At 54.7% G+C, this 14,069-nt stretch carries 17 protein-coding genes; 11 read left to right on the top strand and 6 right to left on the bottom strand.

Going from position 1 to position 14,069, the window contains the following annotated elements; all coding sequences use genetic code 11:
* Window positions 1-83 precede the first annotated feature (83 nt).
* The 4 genes from manA to mnmL all read right to left on the bottom strand — a co-directional run bounded on the left by manA (window position 84) and on the right by mnmL (window position 3,295).
* Window positions 84-1,061 (bottom strand): mannose-6-phosphate isomerase, class I, encoded by a 978-nt coding sequence (gene manA, locus VN24_RS02470; RefSeq protein ID WP_238590806.1) that lies wholly within the window; start codon window positions 1,059-1,061, stop codon window positions 84-86.
* A 29-nt stretch (window positions 1,062-1,090) separates the two neighbouring features.
* Window positions 1,091-1,489 carry a VOC family protein gene (locus VN24_RS02465; protein ID WP_045669137.1) on the bottom strand — a complete coding sequence of 133 codons (399 nt, stop codon included), beginning with the start codon at window positions 1,487-1,489 and terminating at the stop codon, window positions 1,091-1,093.
* 61 nt (window positions 1,490-1,550) lie between these two features.
* Window positions 1,551-2,144, bottom strand: a complete 594-nt coding sequence (mnmM, locus tag VN24_RS02460) for a tRNA 5-(aminomethyl)-2-thiouridylate-methyltransferase MnmM (protein ID WP_045669136.1) — start codon at window positions 2,142-2,144, stop codon at window positions 1,551-1,553.
* Complete coding sequence (mnmL, locus tag VN24_RS02455) at window positions 2,144-3,295, bottom strand: tRNA modification radical SAM protein MnmL/YtqA (protein ID WP_420798620.1); 1,152 nt, start codon at window positions 3,293-3,295, stop codon at window positions 2,144-2,146. The genes mnmM and mnmL overlap by 1 nt, the downstream gene beginning before the upstream one ends.
* Before the next feature lie 342 nt (window positions 3,296-3,637).
* Here mnmL and VN24_RS02450 point away from each other — a divergent pair, with 342 nt between their 5' ends.
* Together VN24_RS02450 and trmB are read left to right on the top strand one after the other, a co-directional pair.
* Complete coding sequence (locus VN24_RS02450) at window positions 3,638-3,835, top strand: hypothetical protein (protein ID WP_045669135.1); 198 nt, start codon at window positions 3,638-3,640, stop codon at window positions 3,833-3,835.
* 190 nt (window positions 3,836-4,025) lie between these two features.
* Entirely contained in the window at window positions 4,026-4,847 is an 822-nt protein-coding gene (gene trmB, locus VN24_RS02445; protein ID WP_045672887.1) for a tRNA (guanosine(46)-N7)-methyltransferase TrmB, read from the top strand.
* Window positions 4,848-4,995: 148 nt separating this feature from the next.
* Here the strand turns inward: trmB and VN24_RS02440 are convergent, their stop codons facing one another.
* Window positions 4,996-5,571: a phosphatase PAP2 family protein gene (locus VN24_RS02440; RefSeq protein WP_045669134.1), complete on the bottom strand. Its 576-nt coding sequence runs from the start codon at window positions 5,569-5,571 to the stop codon at window positions 4,996-4,998.
* Window positions 5,572-6,004: 433 nt separating this feature from the next.
* Between VN24_RS02440 and VN24_RS02435 the strand changes: the two genes are divergently transcribed.
* The 6 genes from VN24_RS02435 to VN24_RS02415 all read left to right on the top strand — a co-directional run bounded on the left by VN24_RS02435 (window position 6,005) and on the right by VN24_RS02415 (window position 9,441).
* Entirely contained in the window at window positions 6,005-7,246 is a 1,242-nt protein-coding gene (locus VN24_RS02435; protein ID WP_045669133.1) for a glycosyltransferase family 2 protein, read from the top strand.
* Between the two features lie 263 nt (window positions 7,247-7,509).
* A complete protein-coding gene (gene infC, locus VN24_RS02430; RefSeq protein ID WP_045669132.1) occupies window positions 7,510-8,004 on the top strand; it encodes a translation initiation factor IF-3 in 495 nt (164 codons plus the stop codon).
* 22 nt (window positions 8,005-8,026) lie between these two features.
* Window positions 8,027-8,230, top strand: coding sequence for a 50S ribosomal protein L35 (rpmI, locus tag VN24_RS02425; RefSeq protein WP_045669131.1), 204 nt, complete (start codon window positions 8,027-8,029; stop codon window positions 8,228-8,230).
* 49 nt (window positions 8,231-8,279) lie between these two features.
* Complete coding sequence (rplT, locus tag VN24_RS02420; RefSeq protein WP_045669130.1) at window positions 8,280-8,639, top strand: 50S ribosomal protein L20; 360 nt, start codon at window positions 8,280-8,282, stop codon at window positions 8,637-8,639.
* A 157-nt stretch (window positions 8,640-8,796) separates the two neighbouring features.
* Complete coding sequence (locus VN24_RS27565; protein ID WP_158453635.1) at window positions 8,797-8,943, top strand: hypothetical protein; 147 nt, start codon at window positions 8,797-8,799, stop codon at window positions 8,941-8,943.
* A gap of 102 nt (window positions 8,944-9,045) precedes the next feature.
* Complete coding sequence (locus tag VN24_RS02415; protein WP_045669129.1) at window positions 9,046-9,441, top strand: hypothetical protein; 396 nt, start codon at window positions 9,046-9,048, stop codon at window positions 9,439-9,441.
* Between the two features lie 24 nt (window positions 9,442-9,465).
* Here the strand turns inward: VN24_RS02415 and VN24_RS02410 are convergent, their stop codons facing one another.
* Window positions 9,466-9,921: a GNAT family N-acetyltransferase gene (locus tag VN24_RS02410; RefSeq protein ID WP_052702743.1), complete on the bottom strand. Its 456-nt coding sequence runs from the start codon at window positions 9,919-9,921 to the stop codon at window positions 9,466-9,468.
* Between the two features lie 650 nt (window positions 9,922-10,571).
* Here VN24_RS02410 and ilvB point away from each other — a divergent pair.
* From ilvB to ilvC, 3 genes are all read left to right on the top strand, one after another.
* Window positions 10,572-12,317 (top strand): biosynthetic-type acetolactate synthase large subunit, encoded by a 1,746-nt coding sequence (gene ilvB / locus VN24_RS02405; RefSeq protein WP_045669128.1) that lies wholly within the window; start codon window positions 10,572-10,574, stop codon window positions 12,315-12,317.
* On the top strand, window positions 12,314-12,802 hold the full coding sequence (gene ilvN, locus VN24_RS02400; protein ID WP_045669127.1) for an acetolactate synthase small subunit: 489 nt from the start codon (window positions 12,314-12,316) through the stop codon (window positions 12,800-12,802). The genes ilvB and ilvN overlap by 4 nt, the downstream gene beginning before the upstream one ends.
* A 207-nt stretch (window positions 12,803-13,009) precedes the next feature.
* Window positions 13,010-14,002 carry a ketol-acid reductoisomerase gene (gene ilvC / locus VN24_RS02395; RefSeq protein ID WP_045669126.1) on the top strand — a complete coding sequence of 331 codons (993 nt, stop codon included), beginning with the start codon at window positions 13,010-13,012 and terminating at the stop codon, window positions 14,000-14,002.
* The last annotated feature ends 67 nt before the right edge of the window (window positions 14,003-14,069 follow it).

The following is a 14,069-nucleotide window of genomic DNA, read 5'->3' as shown; positions in this document are numbered from 1 at the left end:
GACCGTAGTCTGCGCGCTTGCGGATGGAAGGGATGATTGCAGGAGCAGGACTGCCCGCGCTTTTAGCAACTGCCGTAACCGTCTTAAGCCACCAGGCTGCGGATGACGGTCATGCTGCCGTCCAGCTCGTACTGCCCGAGCGTCGCTGGCAGCAGAAAGCATTCTCCCGCTTTGACGGTTTGCGAGCTTCCGCTCCATTTCAGCTCACCCGATCCTTCGGCGATCACGAGAATGACAAAGCTTGCGGGATTCGTCTCCAGCTGCCAGCGCTCACGGACGACGCCTTTATCGACGACGAAGTAGGGCGACTCTGCGATCGTCAGCCACTGTCCCGGAGAGGCAGCCGATGTTTTCATCCGCGTAGCTCCTGCGCCTTCATAGGCGATAACGTTTAGCGAATCCTCGATATGCAGCTCGCGCAGCTTGCCGTCCAAACCGGGACGGTTATAATCGTACAGCCGGTAAGTCGTATCGGAGTTTTGCTGAATTTCCGCCACAACGACGCCTGCGCAGAGGGCGTGAACCGTTCCGGCCGGAATGTAGAACGCATCGCCGGCTTCAACGGGAACCTCCTGCAGGCCGTCCATAATGCGGCCTTCGTTGATCGCTTGCTCCAATGCTGCGCGGTCGACCCCTTCTTTCAGGCCGTATATAATTTTGGCGCCCGGCTTGGCGTCGAGTATGTACCACATTTCCGTTTTCCCCAGCTCACCGGCGGGCAGCGCTTCATAGTCGTCGCTGGGATGTACTTGAATCGAGAGATCGTCGTTGCAGTCGAGCAGCTTGATCAGCAGCGGGAAACGGCCATTTTTCTCGGAAAATCCTTTCGCCCCGAACCATTCCTTGCCGTACTGCTCGCGAATTTCATCAAGCCCCAGGCCCGCAAGCGGACCGCTTATGACCTTCGTTGTGCCGTTGGGGTGATCGCCGATCATCCAGCCTTCGCCGATGGACCCTTCCGGAAGCTCGAGCCCGAACTGCTCCAGCGCGCGGCCTCCCCAGATTCGTTCTTTCATTTCCGGTTTGAATTGCAGCGGATAAGGTTGTACTTGGCTCATCATCTCGCATCATCCTCCTGGGGGTGATAGTGTCAAGCGGGCGCCTGACCGGGTTGGAACATTTCCAGGTGCTCGCCGTCCGGGCCGAAAAAGAAGAAGTAACGCGCTCCGTTCGGCAGCGTCGTAATTTCCTGCTCCAGCAGCGGCACGTTCAAACGCTTCATGCGGTCAAATTCCGCTTCGATATCGTCGACCGTGAAGGCGGCGTGATGCACCTTGCCTTCGGCGGGCAGCGAAGCGTTGTAGCCGGAGATCAGTTCGATGTCCGTTTCATTCGAGCCGGGAAATGAGAGGAATGCCATCTGAATGACGCCGCCCGTGTGCGTCAGCGTGGAACGGTGCTCCAGGCCGATAACCCGGCAATAAAATTCGATGGATGCTTCCAGGTCTTTCGCCATAATGCCGATATGTTCGATTTTGCGTGCGGGCATAACGATTCCTCCTTCCTCCTGAAGTGATTTATAGTAACGAGGCGAATGAATCGCCGCGCTGCTAGAGAGATATGGATGTCCGTTTCTCGATGGCTACGAGGTAAGGAGCCGCGGGTTTTTGGATCATCCGGTAAAGCGCTGCTTGCCCGAGCGCGGACGGAAGCGCCGCCGCCCATCCTTCCACGGCGTCGGCTTCTTCCCTGCCTCCGGGATGGCCGGGATAGAGCACGCAGGTGAGGATGCCGCCCGGGGCAAGCAGGCGCATGGAAGCGTCCAATGCCGCGAGCGTCGTTTCAGGCAGCGTAACGAGCGTCGTATCGGCGCCCGGCAAGTACCCGAGATTGAACATGATCGCGGCAATCGTTCCGTGCAGCTCCCGGGGAATCGAACGCTCCATCTCCGAATGGCTGCTTTGCAGCAGGTGCACTTCCGGAAGCAGGTTTTGTTCCCGCAGCGGAGCAAGACGCGCCTCGGTTCTGAGCAGCGCTTCGGCCTGGATATCGAAACCGTACAGCACCCCTTTGGGGCCGACGGTTTCCGCCAGGAAGCGCGCATCCACGCCGCCACCGACCGTAGCGTCGATGACGGCGCTGCCGGGCTGGACGCGCTCGGCAATCCAGCGGTGAGCGGTGCTGAGCACCGACAGGAAGCCCATTAACTGCGCCCCGGCAGCGCTTCGGCAGCTTCGGCGTCCGCCTTGCTGCCCGGCCGAGTGCCGCCGGCTGCTGCAGCACTCAACTGCTCTGAACCGCCCGCTCCGGCTGCCGCCGTCCGTTCCAAGCCGGGTTCGGGACTTCCGGAGACGGCCGCATCGCTGCATGGATGATTTGGCTGGCATGCCTTTGCTGCGCTGGTCTCCGGCCGCCACAGCTTGCCCTGCCACGTTCCCCGCCGCTCAAGCTCGTCATCGAAGGCGTTCAGCACTTCCCACTTGCGCAGTGACCAGGTGGGGCCGATCAGCAGGTCGCGCGGCGCGTCGCCGGTCAAACGATGGACGATCATCTCGGGCGGCAAAAATTCAAGCGTGTCGACGACAAGCTTCACATATTCGTCCATCTCCAGAAACCGGAGCAGGCCGGCCTCGTACTGCTTGACCATCGGCGTCTTGCGCATCAGATGCAGCAGATGAATTTTGATCCCCTGCACGTCCATGGCTGCGACGGCGCGCCCGGTCTCCAGCATCATCTCATGCGTTTCCTGCGGCAGGCCGTATATGATATGCGCGCATACCCGGATACCCCGCTCGCGCAAACGGCGCACGGCGTCCAGATAGCAGGCCGTGTCGTGGGCGCGGTTGATCAGCTCTGACGTGGATTCATGCACCGTCTGCAGCCCCATTTCGACCCACAGGTAGGTGCGCTCGTTAAGCTCCGCCAAATAGTCCACGACATCGTCCGGAAGGCAGTCCGGGCGCGTGGCGATGGATAGGCCGACGACGCCGGGCTGCTGCAAAATCACTTCGTAATATTCCCGCAGTTCCTCGACCGGAGCGTACGTATTCGTGTATGCCTGAAAGTAGCCGATATATTTGGCTTCCGGCCACTTCTGATGCTGGCGGTCGCGGATGCTGTTGAACTGCGTCACGAGATCGTCACGACGTCTGCCCGCGAAGTCGCCGGAACCGCGCGCGCTGCAAAAGGTGCAGCCGCCTTTGGCGATCGTTCCGTCGCGGTTCGGGCATGTAAAGCCCGCATCAAGCATAACTTTAAATACCTTGCCGCCGAACTGGCGGCGCATTTCAGAATTCCATGTATGAAACCGTTTGTCTCCCCACATAAGTGGCTGCGGAGCCAACGGGCCGTTCATTGTTCGTTCCATTTGCGATTCCTTCTTTGCTTCATTAATAGGCCTGAAAAACGTTCAGCCGGCCGTTCCTATTTTACCACAACCGCAAGGGTAAGTTTAGGGACCAAAAGAACCTTGTGTCCGGGAAAGGCGAATCACGTCTTTTTTTCGCACAATTTATCTGGAAATATTAAGGTGAAAAAAGTGAATTTGGGCTTGATATACCTTACATCATGTGTTAAATTAAAAGTGCGAAATATCAAGGAAACAGCCGATAAATACGTCGCACGTTTCCTTGTAACCGTGAATCGCAGAGCAGTTACCGGTTGGCAGAAATGTAAAATTTTTAATGAGGTGATGTGCATGAACGCTTCAATTAAAATTCCGCATGGGGACGACAAAGTCACGGTTGAATTGACGGTAAAAGAATTGATGGCGCTTACAGGGGTTCGCTTCCACGGAAACCATCGTCTGGAAGTAATCGCGCGCAAGAAGCTGAATAACATACTGGAGGAAACGTTCGAGATTGAGCCGGCCGTTCCTTATCAGTTGTTGAGCTGAAAGTCGTTAGGCCTATCGAACGCTCCGGTGTGAAAACCGGGGCTTTTTTTTGATTGGATAAACATTCCGCAGCATTTGCAACGGTTGCCCTTTACAATCCGTCCGTTCTTAGGCACAATAAGGACTAGCTTACAGCCCGGGCCGGCAAATCAACTTGTGCAGGCGGGCGATTGTGGAGGACGTTATCGATATGCGTTTAAGAGGAAGAAAAGGAATACGCGAAAATTTGGAAGCTCAGCCTGAGCTGGTCGTCCTGGATGCGGCGCCGCTGAAAGGGCGTTGGCGCGAATTTTTCGGCAACGACCGGCCGATTCATGTCGAGCTCGGCATGGGCAAAGGACGCTTCATCAGCGGAATGAGCGTGCGCAATCCGGATATTAATTTCATCGGCGTTGATATGTACGACGAGCTGATCCGCCGGGCGAGCGAGAAGGCGCGGGCCGCATGGGCCGACATCAATGGGGGAGAGCCCCGGAATTTGGCGCTGCTGCGGGCGAACATCGAAGGCATCGAGGACATGTTTGCGCCCGGCGAGGTGGAGCGCATTTATTTGAACTTCAGCGATCCTTGGCCGAAGAGCAAGCATCACCGCCGCAGATTGACCCATCCCCGTTTTCTGGAAAAATATCGGACCATTCTGAACGAGTGGGGCGAAATTCACCAGAAGACCGATTCGCGGCTGCTGTTTGAATTTTCGCTGAACAGCTACGCCGACTGCGAGCTGCAGATGCGCAGCATCTCACTCGACCTTCATAAAGACGGGATGCGCGAAGATTTGGTCATGACCGAGTATGAACATAAATTTGTCGAACGCGGCGGCAATATTCACCGCTGCGAGGTTATCGTCGGCGAAAAGGCGCTCGCCGCCTACCGCGCCGAGAAGCAGGAGCGCAAGCGGCGCGAAGCTTCGGCTGAGCAAGCGGAAGGAGCGGCGCGTATTGCGGCGGCCGGCAAGCGTTCCGGATCGGAAGATTCCGGTTCGCAGGACGCGAGTCCCGGAGGCGAAGGCTGAAGTGTTGTGGTGAAAAATGAGAAAAACCGGTTGATCGGCGGCAAAAGCGCCCGATTCACCGGTTTTTTTGTCTTTTGAATCGATGACTGCGACAACGTCCCATTCCGATTCGGTTTTTATTGCGGCTTTTGTTCACCTTGCCCGCCCTCTACGAAGAAGGCAGGGGCATGAACGTGCAGGCCGCCAGCGCCGTCAGCGATCCGAGCACCGCTCCTGCAGCCACGTCGGATGGATAGTGCAGTCCGAGAAACATTCGGGACCATGCGACGGACAACCCGATCACCAGACAAGCCGGCACGACGACCGGAAGGGCGGCGGGCGCTTCGCGGATGGTCGTCAGCAAAATCGGCAGCAGCCATGCAAAGACGGCGGTTGTATGACCGGAAGGAAAGGATGAGTCCACCAGCGGGCTTTTGTACGTGCGGACGCCCTGCAGCGCCTGATAAGGGCGCAGTCTTTTAATCGTGCGTTTGACAAAAGCGACGGGCAGATGGCTTACGATGACGGCGACGAGGCATTGCACGCCTGTCGTACGCCAGGGCGCTGGCGCGGCCAGCGCCGTCAGCGCGGCAGTGGACAGCGTAAATGTCGCTCCCCCCATATGCGTTATGGTGGACAGCCATCTGCAGACCCACCGGTTTATCGTTTTGTTAAGCGGTTTACTGTTGGCCCAGAGAAGTATTCTTCTTTCTTTCATTCGTAGCCAGCCAATGATGCGTCCCACTTCAATTCCCTCCCTGGCAGCTGATCTTCTGTTTTTACATCCTATCACACTTGCGTTAACGGATGATCAAAAAAGCAAATTTTGTCGGCAACAAAATTATTTTCGGGCGCGTTTTACGACACGGACAGGATGGTTAAGATGTAGTGGAAGTCAATTTACATGTTTCAGCAACTTTTTTTCCTCCGGTTTCGTACGTAAGGACGAAAGCATTAAAAACGTTGCAAAAGCGTGAAATGGGGGGTTAATCGCTGTAATAACGGGTATCATACCCGATAAACCGGCTTACATGCGGTTTTCCAAAGTGACAAGGCGAATAGACAACCGATAGAGCTTTTGACAAAGAAGCCTGAACCGTGGAAAATCAGTATGGTCGCCAATATAGAGAATTTACAGAGAGAATATTAAAATTGGGGTCTCAAGGGGGCAGTATCCAATGTTAGTCAATACAGTTATGATTGCACTGCAGGTTTTTTTGGCGTTGGTCGGTTTCTATCAGTTCGGTTTGGCGCTCTTCGGTCTTGTCAGAAATAAAACGCGCGTTACTTATGCTCCGCAAAAATCGTTTGCCGTTCTCGTCGCAGCCCACAACGAGGAAAAGGTGGTCGGGGCGCTCATCGATAATCTGAAACGGATGGATTATCCGAAGGAGCTCTATGACATCTTTGTCATTTGCGACAATTGTACGGACGGAACGGCGGAGATCGCCCGCAGTCTCGGGGTTCACGCCTGCGAACGTCACAACAACCAGCTCAGAGGCAAGGGTTATGCCATTGAGTGGATGCTGAAGGAGCTGTGGGGGATGCCCCGGCAGTATGACGCGATCGTCATGTTCGATGCGGACAATCTGGTCAACACCGATTTTCTGCGTCACATGAATAACGATCTGTGCGACGGCCATCAGGTGATCCAAGGTTATCTCGATACGAAGAATCCGCACGATTCCTGGGTTACCGCTTCGTACGGCATCACCTACTGGTACTGCAACCGGCTGTGGCAGCTCTCCCGCAAAAACTTGAACATGGCCAATTACCTCGGCGGTACCGGCATGTGCTTTAATTCGGAGCTGCTGAAGGAAATGGGCTGGGGCGCGACAAGCCTGGTCGAGGATTTGGAGTTTTCCATGCGCTGCGTGCAGCGCGGCATTTATCCCGTGCTGAATTATGATGCAAAGGTGTACGACGAGAAACCGGTCAGCTTCCGGGCGTCGGCCCGCCAGCGTCTGCGCTGGATGCAGGGACACTTTACGGTCGCAAGACAGTACTTTTTCCCGCTGCTCTGGAGCGGAATTAAGGAACGCAGCTTTGTGAAGTTCGATGCGGCCATTTATTCCATTTCGGTATACAGCACGCTGATCGGCTTTCTGGCCACGGCGGCAATCTGGATCGACAATATCATTCCCGCGGACAACGTGTTCGTATCCATTTACGGCTACATGCCGCTTTGGGTATCGGCTGTCGTCATCTTCGCCTCACTCGTTATGTTCCCGCTGGCGATGATGCTGGAAGGGGTTAAGTCGCCCAAGCTGTATGCGCAGCTTATCATGATGATCGTATTCCAGCTGTCCTGGCTTCCGATTACGTTTTATGCGTTCTTCACGCAGAACAATAAGCAGTGGAGCCATACGCAGCATACGCGCGTCATTCGTTTGGAAGAAGTGCAAAGCAAGCAAGTTTAAGTTGACAGCCGATTTTCTGGTATGATATAGTCTTAGAAGTGTTGTTTTGAATATTTTCGCACACAAGCAGAAGCACCCGCTTCTCACCTGTTTCCGACTCCAGTCGGCTGGTAAGCGATACGCCTAAACGGATTAGTCCGGATGATGCCGGCAATCTCGTTTTCAGTAACGTCAACCGTATGCGGGTCCACTTGGGCTCGCATTATTTTTTTTGAATTGGAACGAATATTCGGAGGTGGAACATTATTAGCAGAGAACATCAAATCAATGACGAAATCCGGGCAAGGGAAGTGCGCCTGGTCGGTGCGGAAGGCGAGCAGATTGGGATTAAGCCGCTGCGGGAAGCGTTGCAGATGGCGACCGATCTGAACATGGATCTGGTCAACGTGGCTCCTCAGGCGAAACCGCCCGTTTGCCGGATCATGGATTACGGCAAGTTCCGTTACGAGCAGCAGAAGAAGGAAAAGGAAGCGCGCAAAAATCAGAAGATCGTCGATTTGAAGGAAGTTTGGTTCCGCGCCAACATTGAGGAGCACGACTATCAGACGAAGCTCCGCAATGTGGTGAAGTTTCTCGGCGAAGGCGACAAGGTGAAGGCTTCCGTCCGTTTCCGCGGCCGGGAAATCACCCATGCGTCGATCGGACAGCGCATTTTGGACCGGCTTTCCAAAGATGTGGCCGATCTGTGCAACGTCGAGCGTGTGCCAAAGCTGGAAGGCCGCAGCATGATCATGATTTTGGCGCCAAAAAACAATTAATTACCTAGGAGGACATTCAGACATGCCTAAGATGAAAACGCACAGCAGTCTTAAAGACCGCTTCAAGATTACAGGTACCGGCAAAGTAAAACGCTACAAAGCTTACCGCAACCACCTGCTTTCCGGCAAATCGAACCGTCAAAAACGCGTTCTGGCTACCCAGCCGAACATGGCTGCCGGCGACGTTCGCCGTCTGGCTCAAGGTCTTGCACAACTGAAAAAATAGTTTTATCCATTACGTTTAAGAAAATTCAACCCACAGGAGGTTTCCACACATGGCAAGAGTGAAAGGCGGATTTGTCCGCGCTCGTCGTCGTAAACGGATTTTGAAACTCGCGAAAGGTTACTTCGGTTCCAAACACCGTTTATTTAAAACCGCTAAGGAGCAGGTATACAAATCGCTGCTGTACGCATACCGCGACCGTCGTCAACGGAAGCGCGATTTCCGCAAATTGTGGATCGTTCGCATCAACGCGGCTGCCCGTCAAAACGGCCTGTCCTACAGCAAGTTCATGTTCGGCTTGAAACAAGCCGGCGTTGAAGTGAACCGCAAAGTTCTCGCCGATCTGGCGGTTAACGACATCAACTCGTTCAACTCGCTGGCCGACGTTGCCAAACAAAAAATTAACGCTTAATTAATGGCGTTTATGCAAGAAGCCCTTCCGCAGCGGAAGGGCTTCTTTATTGCGTTCATCTCTCGCGCCCGGAGCTTCCTGAATTGCCGCAACCCTTTGCAATTGGGGCTATTATTGCATAAAATTTGGTTATTTTATCCGTTGTCGGGGTAATGACATGTATCTCAATTTGCTGCCGAGCGGCAAGGAGGCGGACAGTATGTTCGTTCACGGCAAACGGATTGGAAAATCGTTATATGTGAAAACCCGATCAGGAAACTGGCTGGAGCTGCGGATGCTGACTCACGATGACAGACGGTTTTAACGGCTGAATGATCCTCCCCAAAATCTGAGACGGGGAGGGACATACATACAAGCGAATCCTCTTTTCCGGCATACAATGGTGCATATTCGGAAGGAGGAAAGTTTGATGCGTCATGTTTCCAAGGAGCAGGTCCAAAAACTAATCGGACGGAATGTATACGTACAGCGCAAAGACGGCTCCGTTGTCGCGGGCAAGCTGGAGCGGCTGCAAGGGGACCGGTTATATATGCGGGTGTCCGCGCAAAGCGGCGGCAAAAAAGTTCATACTCGCGCTTTTATTTTGCCGCTCGTTTTATTTGATCTGCTTGCGATCGGCACGCTGCCTTACGCAGGTTTTGGAGGGGGATATGGCTGTCCGGGGCCCTACCCGGGTCCATGCGGACCGGGACCTTATGGCAAGCCGGGACCATACGGGCCCGGACCTTACGGACCGGGTCCCGCCGGCGGATATTCCAACTATGGCGGATACCCGGGTTACGGTCCCAAAGGTTTCTACTGAACCGTGCGCCCCTGTCGCTGCCTTCTAAAAAGGCTTGATCATTTCGGTACATTTTAAGCCGGCATGATAGCCTGCTGCCGTATAACCGCACCGTTTATAGAAACGGTGCGCTTTTTCATTTCCTTCATCCACAAACAGCCGGGACAAGACGCATCCGCTCCGCCTTCCATCGTTTTCAGCGGCTGCAAGCAGACTTCTGCCGATCGAGAAGCCCCGGTAATCCGGATGAACGGCAAGCAGATCGATATGGATGATGCCGGAGACGATTTCGTAATGAATGAACCCGATGGGGGCGGCCGTTTTGGACTTCGCGGCGACAATGGTACTGCCGTTTCGGAGCCTTTTTTTCAACGTGCGGAGCGTCTGGGCGTCTCTGGGATGGACCGTTTGGGAGAGCGGAATCAGCTCTTTGCGGATCAAGGAGATGATGGCGCCGTCATCCGTTCGCGGAGCCCTGAGGCGGATCAGGATTCGGTTCAAGCTCATCGTTCCTTACCGGTTTATAATTCCGTATATGACGGTTGCATCCAATGTATGCTGAATCCGCTCAGATTGTTTATGAGAAAAACTCCTATCGGAGTCACTCGAAGATGAGCGACCGCGTTTAGGGGAGGTTTTTATCGCCAATCGGAAAGAAGTACACTTTGCTTTAATACTTTGAACTTAAGCTTTCCGATGTGGTCAAAAAGCTTACATATCTTTTCAGAACGAGAAGCAAGCTAACTCTTGACGAACGGTATGTACGAAGCATATAATAAGTGATAAGCTAATACGACATCGGCAATGATGAGGACGAAGTGTTAAGGGCTCTTTTGCTCAGAGAGCGGACGGATCTGCTGCAACCGTCGCCAAAATCCCTTTCCAACGAGCTCACCTCGGAGCTGTTTCCCTGAAAAGCGTAGTTCGGTTATTAGGGGAAATCGCAAGGCACGCGTTAATGTGCCAAAGGTAGGAACGTTTTGCGTGCACGCCGTTCTTACCTGTTGAGGTTATGCATTGCGAGATGCGTAACAAAATTGGGTGGTACCACGAAAGTTATACCTTTCGTCCCGGGTTGCTTCTAGCGACTGGGGGCGGAAGGTTTTTTTGTTGTCTTTGTTGTCTTTGTTGTTTTGAAAGGAGGAAATGGAATGGCTACACAAGAAACGGCCGTAAGGTCGAAACAAGAAATTATGGATAGATTGAAAAAACCCGAAGTCATTACCGGTTCGGAGATGCTGCTGCGCAGCTTGGTTCTGGAAGGCGTCGAATGCGTATTCGGCTATCCCGGCGGCGCCGTGCTTTACATTTACGATGCGATGCACGGATTCTCGGATTTCCACCATCTGCTGACCCGTCATGAGCAAGGGGCGATCCATGCGGCGGACGGCTATGCAAGAGCGAGCGGCAAGGTTGGGGTTTGTATCGCAACGTCCGGTCCGGGAGCGACGAACCTGGTGACGGGCATCGCGACCGCTTATATGGATTCGGTACCGCTTGTCGTTATAACGGGCAACGTCGCCACGAGCGCGATCGGGACCGACGCATTCCAGGAAGCGGACATTTGCGGCATTACGATGCCGATCACGAAGCACAGCTATTTGGTCCGGAACGTTGAAGATTTGCCGCGCATCATTCACGAAGCGTTCCATATTGCCAATACCGGCCGTAAAGGCCCCGTATTGATCGATATCCCGAAAGACGTTTCGGCAGCTAAAGCGCTCTTCCAGCCGGTTAACGAGGTGAGCATCCGCGGGTATAATCCGACGGTTACGCCGCGCAAGCCGCAGCTTGACAAGCTGGTCAGAGCGATTGATGAAGCGGAGAAGCCGCTTGTTCTCGCCGGCGGCGGAGTCGTTTATTCCGGCGGACACGAGGAGCTGCTGGAGTTTATTACGAAGACGGAGATTCCGGTGACGACGACGCTGCTCGGTTTGGGCGCGTTTCCGAGCGGCAACGAGCTGTGGCTCGGCATGCCGGGCATGCACGGAACGTACGCATCCAACATCGCCATTCAGAACTGCGACCTTCTGATCAATATCGGCGCCCGTTTCGACGACCGCGTGACGATGAAGCTGGAAGGCTTCGCGCCGCACGCGAAAATCGTCCATATCGATATCGATCCGGCGGAAATCGGCAAGAACGTGCCGACGGACATTCCGATCGTAGGCGACATTAAGACGACGCTCGCCCTGATCAACAAAGAAGTGGCGCGCACCGTCAAGGCGGACGAATGGCGCAAGCAAACGCAGCAGTGGAAAGAGCAGTTCCCGCTGCGCTACACCGACTCCGATGTCGAGCTGAAGCCGCAATGGGTCATCAGCATGATCCACGAGGCGACCGGCGGCGACGCAATCGTGACGACGGACGTCGGACAGCATCAGATGTGGGCGGCGCAGTATTACCGGTTCAACAAGCCGCGCTCCTGGGTCACCTCCGGCGGCTTAGGGACGATGGGCTTCGGATTCCCGTCGGCAATCGGCGCCCAAATGGCCAACCCCGACAGGCTTGTCGTGTCCATCAACGGCGACGGCGGCATGCAGATGTGCGCGCAGGAGCTGGCGATTTGCGCCATCAACAACATTCCGGTCAAGGTGGCCATTATTAACAACCAGGTTCTCGGAATGGTTCGCCAATGGCAGGAAATCATTTACGACAACCGCTACAGCCATATCGACCTGGCGGGAAGCCCCGACTTCGTCAAGCTTGCGGAAGCTTACGGGGTGAAAGGGTTCCGCGCCACGAACAAGGAAGAGGCGAAGGCGGCTTGGGAAGAAGCGATGCGCCATCCCGGACCGGCCGTTGTCGAGTTCGTCGTTCGCAAAGGCGAGAACGTGTACCCGATGGTAACGCAGGGGAACACGATTGATGTAATGATCATGGGGGATGCGGAATGATTAAGCACACAATTGCCGTTCTTGTAAACGATCAGCCCGGCGTCCTGCAGCGCGTGTCCGGCTTGTTCGGCCGCCGCGGCTTCAATATTGAAAGCATTACGGTCGGCGCCAGCGAGGAAGCCGGACTTTCGCGGATGGTCATCGTGACGACCGGCGACGAGAAGCTGCTCGAGCAAGTATCGAAGCAGCTCTACAAGCTGATCGACGTCATTAAAGTGGTGGATGTCAGCTCGAGCCCGATGGTGGCGCGCGAGCTCGGTCTTATCAAAGTGAGCGCGGACCCTTCGGTCCGCCCGGAAATTCTTGGCGTCGTGGATACGTTCCGCGCAGCTGTCGTCGATATCGGACCGGCCAACATGATTGTACAAGTTGTCGGCGATTCCGATAAAATCGACGCGATGATCGAGCTTCTGAAGCCTTACGGCATCCGGGAGCTGACACGGACGGGGCTGACTGCGATGAACCGCAGCAGCTTGCGCGCGTAACGTAGAACAAGACGATATACCCGCCTTGCGGGCGGGTTAAACTTCCGAAGATCAGCAGTTCGAAGTCATCATGGTTAACGATGGAGTTATTCCCGCTTTGAGCGGGAGTTTAGGCTTGCAACGACCGGAAGCCGGTTGCCCGCTTTCATAAGTTGCGTTCCTAAACACCCGCTCAAAAGGGTTAATTTAAAGGAGGCATTTTTCCAAATGGCAGTTAAATTGTATTATGAAAACGATGCAGACCTCAGCGTTCTGCAAGGCAAAACAGTAGCAGTTATCGGTTACGGCAGCCAAGGCCACGCACAAGCGCAAAACCTGCGCGACAGCGGCGTGAAAGTAATTATCGGTCTTCGCGAAGGCAAATCCGCAGATAAAGCCCGCAACGACGGCTTCGAAGTACTGAACGTGGCGGACGCTACCCGCGCTGCCGACGTTGTGCAAATTCTGATGCCGGACGAAACGCAGGCTCGCGTATATAACGAAGAAATCGCACCGAACCTGAAAAAAGGCGCAGCGCTGATGTTCTCCCACGGCTTCAACGTACACTTCGGCCAAATCGTGCCGAGCAAAGATAACGACGTTCTTCTTGTCGCTCCGAAATCCCCGGGCCACATGGTTCGCCGCACATATGTTGAAGGCTTCGGCGTTCCGGGTCTGATCGCAGTTGAGCAGGATGCAACCGGCAACGCAACGGCAATCGGTCTTGCGTATGCCAAAGGTATCGGCTGTACGCGTGCCGGCGTATTCGAAACGTCGTTCCGCGAAGAAACCGAAACCGACCTGTTCGGCGAACAAGCTGTACTGTGCGGCGGTACGACTGCACTCGTTAAAGCCGGTTTTGAAACGCTCGTTGAAGCGGGCTACGCTCCTGAAATGGCATACTTCGAATGTCTGCATGAGCTGAAGCTGATCGTTGACATGATGTATGAAGGCGGAATGGCTTCGATGCGCGACTCCATCTCCAATACGGCTGAATACGGTGACTACGTAACTGGCCCGCGCGTTGTAACGGACGAAACGAAAAAAGCGATGAAAGCGGTACTGGACGACATCCAATCGGGCCGTTTCGCACGCGACTTCATCCTCGAGAACAAATCCAACTTTGCAATGATGACGGCTACACGCCGCCGCGAAGCTGAGCACGGAATCGAGCAAGTCGGTTCCAAGCTGCGCGAACTGATGCACTGGATCAAGAAGTAAGAGACTTTTGCCCGGCAGGCGGACAACCTTTGCACTTGCGGCATCGTGACCGCCTGCGCATATCAAT

It is taken from the genome of Paenibacillus beijingensis, from assembly GCF_000961095.1.
Lineage (GTDB): Bacteria > Bacillota > Bacilli > Paenibacillales > Paenibacillaceae > Paenibacillus_O > Paenibacillus_O beijingensis.
The sequence above is the reverse complement of the archived record's forward strand: the minus strand, read 5'-3'. Positions and strand labels throughout refer to the sequence as shown.

Bases quoted from the DNA above. Each gene is read 5' to 3' on its own strand.
- manA (WP_238590806.1), bottom strand. From the start codon at position 1,061: ATGATGAGCCAAGTACAACCTTATCCGCTGCAATTCAAACCGGAAATG.
- VN24_RS02465 (WP_045669137.1), bottom strand. From the start codon at position 1,489: ATGCCCGCACGCAAAATCGAACATATCGGCATTATGGCGAAAGACCTG.
- mnmM (WP_045669136.1), bottom strand. From the start codon at position 2,144: ATGGGCTTCCTGTCGGTGCTCAGCACCGCTCACCGCTGGATTGCCGAG.
- mnmL (WP_420798620.1), bottom strand. From the start codon at position 3,295: ATGAACGGCCCGTTGGCTCCGCAGCCACTTATGTGGGGAGACAAACGG.
- VN24_RS02450 (WP_045669135.1), top strand. From the start codon at position 3,638: ATGAACGCTTCAATTAAAATTCCGCATGGGGACGACAAAGTCACGGTT.
- trmB (WP_045672887.1), top strand. From the start codon at position 4,026: ATGCGTTTAAGAGGAAGAAAAGGAATACGCGAAAATTTGGAAGCTCAG.
- VN24_RS02435 (WP_045669133.1), top strand. From the start codon at position 6,005: ATGTTAGTCAATACAGTTATGATTGCACTGCAGGTTTTTTTGGCGTTG.
- rpmI (WP_045669131.1), top strand. From the start codon at position 8,027: ATGCCTAAGATGAAAACGCACAGCAGTCTTAAAGACCGCTTCAAGATT.
- rplT (WP_045669130.1), top strand. From the start codon at position 8,280: ATGGCAAGAGTGAAAGGCGGATTTGTCCGCGCTCGTCGTCGTAAACGG.
- VN24_RS27565 (WP_158453635.1), top strand. From the start codon at position 8,797: ATGTATCTCAATTTGCTGCCGAGCGGCAAGGAGGCGGACAGTATGTTC.
- ilvB (WP_045669128.1), top strand. From the start codon at position 10,572: ATGGCTACACAAGAAACGGCCGTAAGGTCGAAACAAGAAATTATGGAT.
- ilvN (WP_045669127.1), top strand. From the start codon at position 12,314: ATGATTAAGCACACAATTGCCGTTCTTGTAAACGATCAGCCCGGCGTC.
- ilvC (WP_045669126.1), top strand. From the start codon at position 13,010: ATGGCAGTTAAATTGTATTATGAAAACGATGCAGACCTCAGCGTTCTG.